Origin of the sequence: Hahella sp. HN01, from assembly GCF_018986435.1 — a bacterium.
GTDB lineage: Bacteria > Pseudomonadota > Gammaproteobacteria > Pseudomonadales > Oleiphilaceae > Hahella.
Genome location: NZ_JAHMIN010000001.1, coordinates 280,843 through 295,077 on the forward strand (window position 1 = coordinate 280,843; position 14,235 = coordinate 295,077).

A 14,235-nucleotide genomic window follows, 5' to 3' on the forward strand; every position below is an offset into this window, starting at 1 on the left:
AGATGTTTTAACTGCCCACATCTTTCCCGGCAAGTTGCAGCAGTCCCCGAGCGTCGTATAATACGCAGGCCTCGCCGCTAATGATAAATTATTATGCCTGTCTGCGGCCAAGCTGACACTCAAACAAACCGACTCTGGAATGCTGCATTAATGAGCCACCACGATCACGAATATATAAAAGCCGCCAAACGCACAATTGAAATGGAGCTTGAAGCAATTCAGGCGTTAACCAGCCGCATAGATGAGGCTTTTGTCAAAGCGTGCGACCTGATGCTTGAGTGCGAAGGCAGAGTTGTAGTGACAGGCATGGGAAAATCAGGCCACATAGGCAATAAAATTGCCGCCACACTAGCATCAACCGGCACCCCATCTTTTTTTCTTCACCCAGGGGAAGCCAGCCACGGCGATTTGGGAATGGTGACGCCCAAGGATGTCGTCCTGGCAATATCCAACTCAGGAAACACAGCCGAAATTGTCACCATACTCCCGCTACTTAAACGCATGGGCGTACCGCTGATCAGCATGACTGGCAACCCTGACTCCACTCTTTCCCAAATTGCAGAAGCCAACATCGACGCCAGCGTCGTCACAGAGGCCTGCCCCCTTAACTTAGCCCCCACCTCCAGCACCACAGTATGTCTCGTATTGGGGGACGCCCTGGCGATAGCATTGTTGGAGGCGCGCGGCTTTACAGCGGAAGATTTTGCATTCTCACACCCTGGCGGAGCCTTGGGACGCCGACTACTTCTAAAGGTTTCCGATATCATGCATACAGGCGAGTCCGTTCCTGTTGTCAAAACAGGCGCATCGCTAAGTGACTCCTTATTACAGATGTCACAGAAAGGCTTGGGCATGACTTGTATCGTGAACTCCGACGACAAGCTTCTCGGCGTATTTACTGACGGCGATTTACGCCGCACTCTAGATAAAAACATTGATATTCGAAGCTGCGCCATTGATACCGTCATGACCGCAAACTGCCGATCTGTCACCAAAGACATGCTTGCCGCAGAAGCCCTGGGCTTGATGCAGGAGAAAAAGATCAACGCCCTGCCTGTCGTTAATGCTGACAATAAAGTGATTGGGGCCTTCAATACACAGGACATGCTACGCGCAGGAGTCATTTAATGTCGCCGTCTTTGACCGAGCAACAGACCCAAGCCTTACAAAAGATTAAACTCTTAGCGCTGGATGTAGACGGCGTTCTGACAGACGGAACGCTTTATTTCGGCGAATCTGGCGAGCAGTTCAAACCTTTCTCCATACTTGACGGACTCGGCGTCAAGCTGTTGCAAAACGCTGGAGTAACCGTCGCCATTATCACCGGCCGCAAGTCAGCCATGGTCGCCAAAAGAGCTGGCGACCTGGGCATTTTAGAGTTACTGCAAGGCCGCGAAGACAAACTTGTCGGACTCAATGAGATTCGAGAAAAGCTTGGTTTAGAGCTGAATGAATGCGCCTATGTCGGCGACGACCTTCCTGATCTGGCTGCCATTCGCAGTTGCGGATTTGGCGTTACTGTGCCTAACAGTCACTGGTTTGTTCGCCAACACGCCACCTACTGCACCTCAGCCCAAGGCGGCAAAGGCGCGGTCAGAGAGGTGTGCGATATGATTCTGGCGGCGAAAGGCCTGCTCCACACCTCCTTGGAAGCCTACCTGTAACTTCATGACAGAACTCTTCAGACAATACAGCAAATGGCTCTACGCGGCTTTGGCGGCGTTTCTGGTTATTTATCTGGTCGCTTATCAGGACGAAGCAAGCGTCCCCTTCTTTGAGGAAGAACCACTCCTGAAAGACGAACCTGACGCATTTGTCATCAACGCGGTTTACACCACCTACAACAAAGAGGGCGCACTCACCAGCCGCCTGCAAAGCCAACTGGCGAAGCACTATCCCGATACAGACACCGGCGTACTGACTCGCCCCAATCTGGAGATCTTCCAGCAAGGGGAGAAAAGCTGGCATGTGGAGTCTCTGGAAGGCGAACTGCTGATCAAGCAGGACACTCTGAAACTGCGTGGAGACGTGGAAGTAAATGGAGCCTCCAACGACGGCGCGCCGATTCTCATGCAAACGCAAGCGCTCGACTACAACAACAAGTCACGCTTTATCAGCACCGATCAACCCGTTAAGATAACTTCAAATATCAATCAGTTAACCGCTGTCGGAATGGAGGCGGACATTGATAAAAAGCTTATTGTATTACTTTCTCAGGTAACCGGCGTTTATGCACAACCCAAATAAACTATTCACCGCGGCGCTGTTATTGGGCCTTATTTTCGCCCCGCTTAGCCATGCATTGGACCTTCTTAACGGCAGTGACGAACCGGTGCGCATCAAAGCGGGACGCTGGGAGAGAGACGGCCAGAAAGGCATCGACACCTATATCGGCAATGTCGTTATTACCCAGGGCAAATCCAGCATCGAGGCGGACAAAGTCATTTTATACACCGACGACAATGGCATCAGCCGCTTCCAGGCGACCGGCAAACCCGCTCATTTAGTGCAGTTTGACCAAGAAAAACAAACTGAAACTCACGCTTACGCAGAAAACATGGACTATGACCGCAGCCAGAGTAAAGTCGTTATGCGTAACCATGCACGCATTCTTCAGGACAACAGCTCAGTGGAAGGCGAAGAAATTATTTATTTCACAGACAAGCGTTTAGTCACGGCAAAGGGAGCCTCATCGGGCAATCAAACCGAGCAGGTTGAAATTATCTATCATCCGCCCAAATCTAATAAACAATGAGCACTCTCACCGCCAGAAACCTGGCCAAGGCCTACAAGAAACGGCCCGTAGTAAAAGATGTGTCCGTTGAAATTCGCAGTGGCGAAATCGTGGGCCTCCTCGGCCCTAACGGCGCCGGGAAGACTACCTGCTTCTACATGGTGGTAGGATTGATCCCCAGCGACAAAGGCAGCGTATTTATTGACGAAACGGAAATCACCGGCCTGCCTATGCACGGGAGAGCGCGCAAGGGCATTGGCTATCTGCCGCAGGAAGCTTCGGTCTTCAGAAAGCTGTCAGTAGAGGACAACATCTACGCCATCCTTGAGACCAGAGCGGACCTGAGCCGTAAGGAACGTAAGCTTAAGATGGAAGAGCTGCTGCAGGAATTTCACATCACCCATATTCGCAAAAGCCTTGGCATGAGTCTCTCGGGGGGCGAGCGTCGACGCGTGGAAATTGCTCGCGCGCTGGCTACGGAGCCAAAGTTTGTCTTATTGGATGAACCTTTCGCCGGGGTGGATCCTATTTCCGTCAATGATATCAAGCAGATTATTGAGCATCTCAAAAAGCGCGGCATCGGCGTTTTAATTACAGACCATAATGTGCGCGAGACCTTGGATATTTGTGAACGCGCCTATATTGTCAGTGAAGGATTTATTATCGCAAGCGGCGCCCCAAGTGATATCCTTGCCAACCCAAAGGTTAGAGAGGTCTATCTGGGTGACCAGTTCAAACTTTAGTTTAACCGGCGGCCTCCATCCAAGATGGACCCCAAGGCTCAAGAGCTTAGGATTAAAGCACCTAATAACTATGAAAAACTCACAAGATCTGTGCCTGAATCGGTGGTAAGCATCAGATGGTTATGAAAACTTCATTGCAGTTAAAGCTGGGTCAACAGCTGACCATGACCCCGCAACTGCAACAAGCAATAAAACTTTTGCAGCTTTCAACACTGGATTTACAGCAGGAGATTCAACAAGCGCTTGAGTCCAACCCCATGCTGGAAGTGTCTGAAGAAGACGAAACTCCCAACCACGTTCAGAACGATACGATCAGCGACATGCTCGCCAATAACTCCAGCAAGGAGCGAACGCAGGAATCGGGCATGGATGAAGGAGGGTTCGCCGAAGAGGACAACTGGTCCGACTCCATTCCGAACGACCTCCCCGTCGATACCGCCTGGGATGATGTCTTCCAGAGCGGATCAAGCAGCTACAGCGGCGGCGAAGATGACGAATACGACTTCGAATCCCGCAATAGCAAAGGCGAAACCCTGCAAGACCACCTTCTCTGGCAACTGAACCTTACCCCCATGTCCGACATTGATCGCATGATCGCTGTTGCGATAATTGATGCAGTCAATACTGATGGCTATCTCTCTCTCACTCCAGACGAAATTCATGGCGGACTGCAAACTGAGGGGGAAGAAGAAATTGAGCTGGACGAAGTACGCGCCGTCTTAAAGCGAGTGCAGCAATTCGATCCTCCTGGAGTCGCCACTTGCAACTTGCAGGACTGCCTGCTGAGTCAGTTGAATCAACTGCCTAAAGACACCCCTTGGTTGGGGCAGGCCAAGCTGGTGGTCAGCCACTATATCAATCTGCTTGGCAACCGCGACTACGCCCAGTTGATGCGCCGCAGCCGCCTGAAAGAAGACGATCTGCGGGAAGTTCTCAAACTGATTCAAAGCCTGAACCCAAGACCGGGCGAAGGCATTCAGGAAAGCAATACCGAATACGTGGTTCCTGACGTTATCGTCAAAAAAGCCAACGGCCGCTGGCTGGTTGAGCTGAACCCTGAAATCGCTCCCAAGATTCGTATCAACCCTGGCTATGCAGGTTTGGTGAGACGCGCGGACAACAGCTCAGACAACACTTATTTACGCGACCAGTTACAGGAAGCGCGCTGGTTTATCAAAAGCTTGCAAAGCCGTAATGAAACTCTGTTGAAAGTCGCTTCACAAATCGTCGAACATCAACAAGGATTCCTTGAGTACGGCGAAGAGGCGATGAAGCCACTGGTGCTGCACGATATTGCGGAGGCGGTGGAGATGCATGAGTCGACGATTTCCCGGGTGACCACCCAGAAATACATGCACACTCCTCGCGGCGTATTTGAGCTGAAGTACTTTTTCTCCAGCCATGTCAGCACAGACACGGGTGGCGAGTGTTCTTCGACCGCTATTAGAGCTATTATCAAGAAGTTAGTCGCGGCGGAATCACCGAAGAAACCATTGAGCGACAGCAAAATTGCTGCGCTGCTTGGCGACCAGGGCATCAACGTCGCACGTCGCACGATCGCAAAGTACCGGGAGGCGCTTTCCATTCCGCCTTCCAATGAACGTAAGCGATTAATTTAAAAGGAGGAGTACAGGCATAAGACTTAAATCAAATAGTCACAAATTGGATGTGCTAGTATTTTTCATGGAAGTGCAAAATTCATAATGCACCGTATATTGGCATTAGGAGCAAAGTATGCAAATGAACATCACCGGACATCAAGTCGAGTTAACTGAAGCACTGAAAGACTACGTTAACAACAAGTTCGACAAGCTCGAACGACACTTCGACAGTATCAGTAATGTCCAAGTTACGCTCTCCATTCAAAAACAGCGTCAGATTGCGGAAGCAACCATGCACATAAGCGGCGCTGACCTGCATGCCAATGCTGAACACGAAGATATGTACGCGTCAATTGACGCACTGGTGGACAAATTAGACCGCCAGATCCTCAAACACAAAGAGAAGCACGTTGATCGGATGCACGGCGCATCCGCCAGATAACAGAACATGGCCCAAACCACACTAACTATTGAGTCAATTATCTCGCCCGCCCTCACACGCTGTGGGGTGTCGGGCTCGAGTAAGAAGCGCGTTCTCGAATATATCGCCAATCTGATTGCGCAACATTTTCCGTTTTTGGACGAGAACGCCATTTTTACCAACCTGATATGCCGTGAAAGACTCGGCAGCACTGGTATCGGCCAGGGTATAGCAATACCTCATTGCCGCCTGGAAAACTGCGACCGCATCATAGGGGCCTTGCTTACACTCAAGGACAAAATCCCTTTTGACGCCATAGACAACGAACCCGTGGACCTGCTGTTCGTTCTGATCGTGCCTCAAGAGGCCACCAGCGAACACTTGGACCTACTGAGCCAGCTGGCCCAGAAATTCAATGACCGTCGCTTCTGCGAACACCTGCGCGACTGTGACAACGACGAAACCCTGTTCAGGAGGGTGCTGGAGAAATAATCCAGCTTCGATGGAAAGAGGAAGACATGAAGCTGATTATCGTAAGTGGTCGTTCAGGCTCCGGAAAAAGTACGGCGCTCCATGTCTTGGAGGATATGGGCTATTACTGCATCGATAACCTGCCTATCGGTCTCCTCTCGCCTCTCACCCAAGAGGTGCTGGACCAGGGGAAAACCCAGAATCAGCAACTCGCCGTCAGCATAGACGCCCGCAATCTTTATAGGGACCTGTCGGATTTCCCGTCAATTTACGCCACTCTGCAGGCGCACAATATCGATGTGGAAATCATCTATCTTGACGCCAATGACGCCACCTTGATCAAACGTTTTCATGCAACGCGTCGCAAGCACCCGCTCAGCAGTAAAAGCACATCACTGAAAGAAGCCATCGCCAAAGAGAAACAGCTGCTGGAGCCGATCGCCACCCTGGCGAACCTCTATATAGACACCAGCGATCTCTCCATTTACCAGTTACGGGATCAGGTTAAGATCAGGGTTATCGGGCATAAAACCCAGGAACTGGCCCTGCTCTTCCAGTCTTTCGGCTTCAAGCATGGCGTACCATCGGATTCCGACATGGTATTTGACGTGCGCTGCCTTCCCAATCCTTACTGGGACACCGCGCTGCGCGGCTACAAAGGCACTGATCAGGAAATCATCGAATTCCTAAAGCAGCATCCGGAACCGGAACAGATGCTGCAGCACATCATCAGTTTTCTTGAGACCTGGATTCCGCACTTCCAGAACAGCAACCGCACCTATATGACGATCAGCATCGGCTGTACTGGCGGACAGCACCGCTCCGTCTATATCTGCGAGTGCCTGGGAGAGCATTTCAAGAAAAAATATGATAATGTCCAAGTGCGCCACAAAGAGCTGGCGCAATAAGGTTTTAACAATAAGAAGCCACTGTCGCTTAACAATTAAACCGGCCTGAATCCAACATTCAGGAAACTTCAATCTTTTATACTCATCGCGCCCCATGATCCAGGAACAAGTCACTATTATTAATAAGCTTGGCCTGCACGCCCGAGCGGCGGCCAAATTCGTGTCCACCAGCGGCCGATTCGCCAGTAAGATCAGAGTAGCCAAAGAAGGCCAGGAAGTTGACGGAAAAAGTATAATGGCGGTCATGATGCTCGCCGCCAGCAAAGGAACGCTTCTTACACTGAAAATAGAAGGTCCGGATGAAGAGGAAGCTTTTCACGCCATCAAGGCTCTGATCGAGGACTATTTCGGAGAGGGTGAGTAGCCCTATCGCTTTCGGGGCGCTTCGCCCCATCCCTTCCAGGCATGCCAAACAATACAAACCGCTTGAATAAAGTAAGACAATTCCCTGATTTTCCTTAGACTAATTTTCGTCTTAACTTACACTTTATAGTGGGCTCGCTTATACTGGCGCCACAACGGCGCAGAGCCCGTCTCTGTATTTAATCCGGCAAATTCCTCGCTGCCCGTTGCGGGCCGCCCTAAACGCGGATGTATGTCTATGCCTCAAGCGACCGAAAAAAGCACTGCCAAGGTCCGTATGCGCTCCATTGCGGAAGCGCTGGAAAGCGGTTCTTTGCAGCAGGTCGCGCGCATCCTGAACGGCGGCCTCTCCCCCAGCGACATCGCCCACTTGCTGGAATCGTCTCCGCCCAATGAACGGAAGTTACTCTGGCAGTTAGTCGATGACGAACTGGATGGCGAAGTCCTTCAGTACCTGAGCGATGAAATCCGTTCCGACTTCCTGAGTGAGATGAATGCTCAGGATGTTATCGAGATCGCCGAAGACTTCGAAGTCGACGACCTCGCCGACTTGTTACAGCAGTTGCCGGAAGCCGTCATCCAGGAAGTCCTGGAGACCATGGACGCTCAGGATCGACAACGCCTGGAAGAAGTCCTGGCCTACCCAGAGGACTCCGCCGGCGGCCTGATGAACACGGACATGATCACCGTGCGTCCGGACATTACTGTTGATGTTGTACTTCGCTATCTGCGCAGCCACAAAAGCCTGCCTAACATGACCGACAGCTTGCTGGTTGTGAACCGAAAAGATGATTTTATCGGCGTACTCCCCGTCACCACTCTGCTGGTGTCCAGCCTCAGCTCCACCGTACGCGAAATCATGCGCACGGACGTGGAGCCAATTCCTGCGACAGTTCCCGATAAAGAAGTCGCCACGCTGTTCGAACGCCACGACTTGGTGTCAGCCCCTGTTGTCAATGACAAAGGCAAACTCGTAGGCCGTATCACTATCGATGACGTGGTTGACGTTATCCGCGAAAACGCCGACCACGAAATCTTGAGCATGGCGGGTCTGGACGAAGAAGAAGATATGTTCGCCCCCATCATGAAGACGGCTAAAAGTCGCGCTGTCTGGCTGGGGATAAACCTGATCACCGCGTTTCTCGCCTCTGCGGTCATTGGTATTTTTGAAGCGACCATTGCAAAAGTAGTCGCCCTGGCCGTGTTGATGCCCATTGTCGCAAGCATGGGCGGCATTGCAGGCAGTCAGGCGCTCACACTGGTAATTAGAGGGATGGCTACAGGTAAGGTCAGCTCAAGCAATATTCGCTGGCTGATGAACCGTGAGTTTCTGGTGGGAGCCTTCAACGGCTTACTCTGGGCTTTCGTGGTGGCGACCGCCGCCATGGTCTGGTTCAACGACGTCACCATTGGCATTCTGATCGCCTCAGCGATGCTAATCAATCTGACCGTAGCCGCCATCGCCGGCACCGCTTTACCTCTGATACTAAAAACCCTGAAAATAGACCCCGCTCTGGCCGGAGGCGTTATCCTGACAACTGTTACGGACGTGGTTGGGTTCATGTCATTTCTGGGACTCGCCACAATCGCCTACGCCTGACTAGGCGCAAGGCGAATGCCTGTCTATTCTTATCTTATTTGAGCGCTGTGTTACCATTTTAGTTTCCGAGAGTTGATTCGAGCATTTCAATGAACCATTCACATCACGACGACGATTTCGAAGACGATTATTACGACGAAGAGGATCTGCCTCCCAGTAAATCCAGCCGCAAACGGGCGATGGAAGCGCTGCAGCAGCTAGGGAAGAGACTGACGGAACTTAAAGCAGACCAACTCAGCCAGCTTTCACTGACTGACCGCCTGCTGGATGCGATCCACACCTATAACAAAATCGGCAGCCATGAAGCCAAACGCCGTCAGCTGCAATTTATCGGCAAGTTGATGCGGGATGTGGACGAGGAGGAGCTTCGCTCATTTCTCGACAAGTTCGACCAGGGCTCCGTACAACAGGCTGCGGAGCATCATCGCCTGGAGCGCTGGCGGGAGTCCCTGATTTCAGAAGGGGATCAAGCGGTGACTGAATTTATGAATCAGTATCCGAATACCGAAGCGCAACACCTGCGTCAGCTGATCCGCGCAGCGCAAAAAGACATTACGGAAAACAAGAATCGCGGCGCCGCCAAAAAGCTGTATCGCTACTTGAAAGAAGTGGTCGACGACGCCTGATTGCAGAGCGCTACTTGAGTCTGCGATGAGTGAGTACGGGCATTCTGGCCCGTACCTCCTGCAGCTCGGCTTTATTCAGTGTGGAGAGAATAACGCCTTCTCCTTCTTCCAGCCCCGCCATAACTTTGCCCCAGGGATCGATAACCATGGAATGCCCGTAGGTGCGTCGGGACTCCGAATGAATTCCCCCCTGATTCGCGGCGGCGATAAACACCTGATTTTCTATCGCCCGGGCCCTCAATAGGGTCTCCCAGTGCGCTTCCCCCGTCACATAGGTAAATGCGGAAGGAACCGTCACCAACTCCGCCCCCTGTTCCGCCATCGCCCGGTATAGTTCGGGAAAGCGCAAATCATAGCAAATCGACAGGCCAACCCTGATCCACGGCGTATCAATCACCACCACCTTTTCACCAGGCTCAAATATGGCGGACTCACGATACGCGCCATAAGCGTCTTTCACATCCACATCAAACAGGTGGATCTTATCGTAACGGGCTACCGTGGCCCCGCTATCGTCGAACACCCAGCAGGCGGAGCGCACGCGCCCATCAATGGGAGCGCCGTCAGGGCGTTGCGCGCAAGGCAATGAGCCAGCAATAATCCAAACCCCGAAACGCTTCGCCAGTCCAGCGATAAATCCTCGTATAGGGCCCTCTGACTCCGCCTCCGCAGCGCCGATATCCAACGAACGCTTGCTTTCGAACAATGCAAAGTTCTCCGGCAGCAACACCAGCTGCGCGCCGCCGCCTGCCGCTTCCGCCACCCAGTGTTCCACTCGGGCCAGGTTCTGCTCTATATCACTGGTGCTGACCAACTGCACTATCGCCAGTGTGAACTCGCTCATCAATCCGCTCTCCTTCTCTGCGAAGCCGAACCGCCGCTGGTGTTATCAAAAATCTGCTGCAGGCTGACTTCAGGGTTTTCCAATGTTCCTTTGATTTTATATGTGGCGCTGGTCATCCGGCTGAGCGGATCGCCCAGTAGCTTGTCGATCAGAAACAATGCGCCTCCCACCTGGGGAGCCCCCACCAAAACCGCCGCCAGCGGCAGGTTTTTCGTTACTGGCAGCACGACCACCATTTGCATATCCAGAGTGTCATCAACCAGGCTGGTCTTGCCGGTAATCTTAAATCCACTGGAAAGAGTCTGGATCGCGAGCGGGCTCTCAAAGTTCATCACCCCCTCTTCAATGCGCGCCTCCCCTTCAATCTGGTCATAGGCCAAGCCTTTACGATACAAATCGGAAAAGTCCAAACGCAAACGCCGGGTAATTGAGTCCGTGTTCAAGATGCCGAACACCCGGAAAATATTGGCCGAGTTGGACGCTTCACGAAATACGCCATTACTCATTTTGAAACTGATTTGCCCCGTCACGTCCTTCCACTGAAATTCAGTAGGGCCGCCTTGCCAGACTATGCCTGTATTGAAGCTGTAATCTTCAGCGGTCAATGGGGCTTCTTCCGCCAGATTTTCATAAAAGCGATCGAAGTTAGCGCCTTTCAGGTCCCCAGTGAGAATCGAAGTCTGGTGACCGGTCTGCGGGTCCATCAGCCAACTTAGTCTTGCCGTCACTGTTGCACCGGCGAGACGCCCAAACATATTGCTGAAAACCACGCCATCTTCCCGAGGCTGCGTTACCCAGGCCCAGCTTCCAAGCTGTCTACCCCCCAAGCGCAGGTCTTCGATATCCACCTGCGCCAGAGGCACATCCGCAGGCGTCATACGCTTTTCCACCGCCGTGGCGGCGCTATCAGAGATATACAAACGCCGAAACTTCGCAAAGGGCGGCTTGCTGGCGTCATCATGGATAGACAACGTCCCCGTCAGCCTCTCACCGTCATCCAGCGAAACATCAAGCCCACCAGAACGACGCTGCAGCCGCACATCCACCTGACTGAACCACTCGCCAGCGACCTCCAGCTTCCCAACCTGCATCGACACGCGATTCAGCCAATCCGGCGCACTTGCTGGCGTATCTCCCATATCAGCGCCGAAGAACTCTTGCAGATAAGTGCGCCACTCTGACACCGATAACCGCGATAGTTGTCCCGACACATTGACGCCACGCGCCGGCAGCTCCAGCCCTTCGGGAGCGCCATCCCCCGTGACGAACGCCAGCGCGCCCCGGCTGACCGTTTCTTCACTGACTTCAAAACGCGCTTTCAGCAGATCTTTCACTGAGACAGACCAGTTTTCACGACTCCCCTCCGTTTCCCAGTCGCGCACGACTGACAGGGGAAAGCTATCCTGTATCGTCTTGCCGAAAGGGGCCGGAGCCCGTATGTCAGCGCCCAGCAGCTCGCTGTCCAGACGCAACCTGAAGCGGCTTTTATCAGTGTGATCGAGATCCAAAGCAAGGCGATAGGGTAGCTGGCCAGACAGCGGAACCTTCCGCTCGATCTTGAGCCAATCCAGCAGCGTAGATGTCTCAATTTTACTCGCCAGCTTTAACGCCAGCGTCTTGCGTTGTTCCGACCAGTTTGATGTCGTCACGTCCAGATTCGCAGGCTGTCCGAATATCGCCCCTTGCATGCCTGTCGCCCGAATGCCATCAACGGTGCTGAATGAAAGGTTGCCCCGTAAATCCGTCAACGCCAGGTCATTGCGCTCAGACTGCAAATTCAATCCAGCCGTTTTCAACTTGAGATCGATACGAGGGGCGCCCACCCCGACTGTGTCTAACGTCAAGTCCAGCACGCCAGAACTGGCGCCGCTGACAGACCAATCTTCCACAACCGGCGCAGTCACATTAGCGATGGGTGACTTCTTCAACCAATAATCCCAGTCGCTTTTCTGAGGCCGAATATTCGCGCTGATATGGAGCAGCGAGTCAGGCCCTTCTCCGCCGTCGCGCTTCACCTTCACCGAGCGAACCCGTGTGCCGGCGATTGTCCCCTCGCCGACAATTGCGCTCAACTCGCCTCCGATAATCGCAAGACGCGCATCAAAGTTTTCCAGCTCAGGCCAGCCGTCTGCGTAATGCAAACGCCCGTCTTTCAAATTGAAAAACATCTGCGAGCGATGATTGGTAGCGGTCGCCAAAGGGCCCACCACACCAGAATAGAAATAGCCGCCGGTCGTCACCTGACCGCCTTTTACCGCCTGCCGCAACCAGCGATTAAGCTCCTGCGGAATGATATGTCCCGGCACCAGCAGAGAAGCTACCCGCGCGTCTGCATTTTCAACGCCGATCGCCAGCTCCAGGTTAAGCTCACGGGTTTTGTCATGAGGCAACAGTATGCTAAAAGCGCCGCTTAGTTCCGCTCGCAGCCCATTAATCTCTTTCAGCCGCAGACCGTTTCCGAAAACATAGACATAATCATCGTTCCCTCGCCATTCAACACGCCCCTCGCCAGTGGTCAATGTCCACCCTGCGTGATACAGCTCTGGAAAGCTCAGCTGCATCTCTGCTCCCTTGAAGATGACCTTGCCGCCATGATTACGCACCTGCAGAAAGCCATCGATACCCGCGCCGCCAGGCGCCCCTCCATGAGCCGCAACCCTGACCTGATCGAGTTGCGCGAGCACCTCAAACTGCCCGTTCGCATCAAGGTTAAAGCCTATGTTGCGCAGCGCGCCCTCCGGCTGGTAACTGGCAAGACGCCTCGACGCATTTTCTGGTAAAACGCCAGCGGCGACGCTCAAACGCCCCAAAAGGCCCAGATTCAAATTATCCATGGCCATCCGGACCGCGCCTTCCGTATCAATATCCAGCAAAGCGCGCGCATCGCGCCAATTGTCACCCGCCCAATCCAGCCCAAGATCATAGGCGGTGACCTTCCAGCCGCCTTGTTCAGTCAGCGCGGCGTTGAATCGCGCCCTGATATTCTGCAGAGGCGCCAGGGTGGTTTGCTCATCCGCCCAAGCTAATCGGGGGATATCCAGATCCCCAGTCATATCGATGAGGCGATTGTCTTCCAGCGTCAGCCAAAGAGCCCCTGACGCTTCGATATCCGTAGCCTGTACGCCATGTTCGGAAATCAGATTTAACAGGGGATCCAACGCCTCCCCCCTACGCCAGCTCAGGTAAGCTTCGCCATTCAGCTTCCCCGAGTTAAGCAAGTCATGCGCATAACCGGAAAACAGCCCCAGATCCGCATGATCCTGCGCCCGTAAAATTCGGCCCGAGGCAGCCACGTCATTTTCCTCGACTTGAATTGTCAGCACCGGAATCAACCAACCCGCCACCTGGCTGTCGCGGTAACGCCAGTGCAAACGGATTTCTCGAAACTCCAGCACCGGCGAAGCCATATAATCCGCCAGTCGCCGCCAATCCAGGGCCCCGCCACTATTTGCTTTCTGATCTAGCCCCGGGAGTCTCCAGCCGCCGCTCAGACTTTGCTCCAGGTTAACGGAGACATCCCCGATTTCCACTCGACTCAAAGCCAGCTTCATCGAGAACAGTGATTTGACCATATCAGGCTGCACAACGAGGGAATCCAGCGTCATTGCGCTGTCGACTTTATTGAGGTCGGTTAGGGTCACGTTTTTGAGGGTAATAACGGGGTCGAAGCCGTCCCAGCTTCCTTCCAGCGCCTCCATTCTGACTGTTGCGCCCAGGGAAGCGGACAGGCGCAATTCAAGATCGTCCTTGAACACTGACACGGCGTCGAAGAAGTTACGCCCGATAGAAAGGTAGGTGGCGACCAGGACCAGCAATGCGATAGCCACATACCATATCCATTGCGTGATCTTGATTAACACGGACTTTATGGTCATGACTGAATCGGGCCGCCGGCGGTATACGTCTATGCTTAATGAGTCGGCG

14 protein-coding genes are annotated in these 14,235 nt (G+C 53.1%); 12 read left to right on the forward strand and 2 right to left on the reverse strand.

The window, feature by feature from the left end; genetic code table 11:
• The first annotated feature begins 150 nt into the window (after positions 1 to 150).
• From KP814_RS01325 to yjgA, 12 genes are all read left to right on the forward strand, one after another.
• A complete protein-coding gene (locus tag KP814_RS01325) occupies positions 151 to 1,128 on the forward strand; it encodes an SIS domain-containing protein (protein WP_216735235.1) in 978 nt (325 codons plus the stop codon).
• On the forward strand, positions 1,128 to 1,664 hold the full coding sequence (locus tag KP814_RS01330; protein ID WP_216735055.1) for an HAD family hydrolase: 537 nt from the start codon (positions 1,128 to 1,130) through the stop codon (positions 1,662 to 1,664). The genes KP814_RS01325 and KP814_RS01330 overlap by 1 nt, the downstream gene beginning before the upstream one ends.
• Positions 1,665 to 1,668: 4 nt before the next feature.
• Positions 1,669 to 2,247 carry an LPS export ABC transporter periplasmic protein LptC gene (lptC, locus tag KP814_RS01335; protein WP_216735056.1) on the forward strand — a complete coding sequence of 193 codons (579 nt, stop codon included), beginning with the start codon at positions 1,669 to 1,671 and terminating at the stop codon, positions 2,245 to 2,247.
• A complete protein-coding gene (gene lptA / locus KP814_RS01340) occupies positions 2,231 to 2,755 on the forward strand; it encodes a lipopolysaccharide transport periplasmic protein LptA (RefSeq protein WP_216735057.1) in 525 nt (174 codons plus the stop codon). The genes lptC and lptA overlap by 17 nt, the downstream gene beginning before the upstream one ends.
• Positions 2,752 to 3,477, forward strand: coding sequence for an LPS export ABC transporter ATP-binding protein (gene lptB / locus KP814_RS01345; protein WP_127968985.1), 726 nt, complete (start codon positions 2,752 to 2,754; stop codon positions 3,475 to 3,477). Before lptA ends, lptB begins: the two co-directional genes overlap by 4 nt.
• 122 nt (positions 3,478 to 3,599) lie before the next feature.
• A complete protein-coding gene (locus KP814_RS01350) occupies positions 3,600 to 5,096 on the forward strand; it encodes an RNA polymerase factor sigma-54 (RefSeq protein ID WP_216735058.1) in 1,497 nt (498 codons plus the stop codon).
• A 115-nt stretch (positions 5,097 to 5,211) separates the two neighbouring features.
• Complete coding sequence (hpf, locus tag KP814_RS01355; RefSeq protein ID WP_011399058.1) at positions 5,212 to 5,520, forward strand: ribosome hibernation-promoting factor, HPF/YfiA family; 309 nt, start codon at positions 5,212 to 5,214, stop codon at positions 5,518 to 5,520.
• 6 nt (positions 5,521 to 5,526) lie between these two features.
• On the forward strand, positions 5,527 to 5,991 hold the full coding sequence (gene ptsN, locus KP814_RS01360; protein ID WP_127968983.1) for a PTS IIA-like nitrogen regulatory protein PtsN: 465 nt from the start codon (positions 5,527 to 5,529) through the stop codon (positions 5,989 to 5,991).
• Positions 5,992 to 6,017: 26 nt separating this feature from the next.
• Complete coding sequence (rapZ, locus tag KP814_RS01365) at positions 6,018 to 6,878, forward strand: RNase adapter RapZ (RefSeq protein ID WP_127968982.1); 861 nt, start codon at positions 6,018 to 6,020, stop codon at positions 6,876 to 6,878.
• 94 nt (positions 6,879 to 6,972) lie between these two features.
• Complete coding sequence (locus KP814_RS01370) at positions 6,973 to 7,242, forward strand: HPr family phosphocarrier protein (protein ID WP_011399061.1); 270 nt, start codon at positions 6,973 to 6,975, stop codon at positions 7,240 to 7,242.
• A 237-nt stretch (positions 7,243 to 7,479) separates the two neighbouring features.
• Entirely contained in the window at positions 7,480 to 8,841 is a 1,362-nt protein-coding gene (mgtE, locus tag KP814_RS01375) for a magnesium transporter (RefSeq protein WP_216735059.1), read from the forward strand.
• 89 nt (positions 8,842 to 8,930) lie between these two features.
• A complete protein-coding gene (gene yjgA, locus KP814_RS01380; RefSeq protein WP_216735060.1) occupies positions 8,931 to 9,467 on the forward strand; it encodes a ribosome biogenesis factor YjgA in 537 nt (178 codons plus the stop codon).
• A 10-nt stretch (positions 9,468 to 9,477) separates the two neighbouring features.
• On the opposite strand, the gene KP814_RS01385 is transcribed toward yjgA, so the two are convergent.
• A complete protein-coding gene (locus tag KP814_RS01385) occupies positions 9,478 to 10,311 on the reverse strand; it encodes a carbon-nitrogen hydrolase family protein (protein WP_216735061.1) in 834 nt (277 codons plus the stop codon).
• The gene (locus KP814_RS01390; RefSeq protein ID WP_216735062.1) at positions 10,311 to 14,186 is read right to left on the reverse strand and encodes a YhdP family protein; all 3,876 of its coding nucleotides are present in this window, start codon (positions 14,184 to 14,186) and stop codon (positions 10,311 to 10,313) included. The genes KP814_RS01385 and KP814_RS01390 overlap by 1 nt, the downstream gene beginning before the upstream one ends.
• Between the last annotated feature and the right edge of the window lie 49 nt (positions 14,187 to 14,235).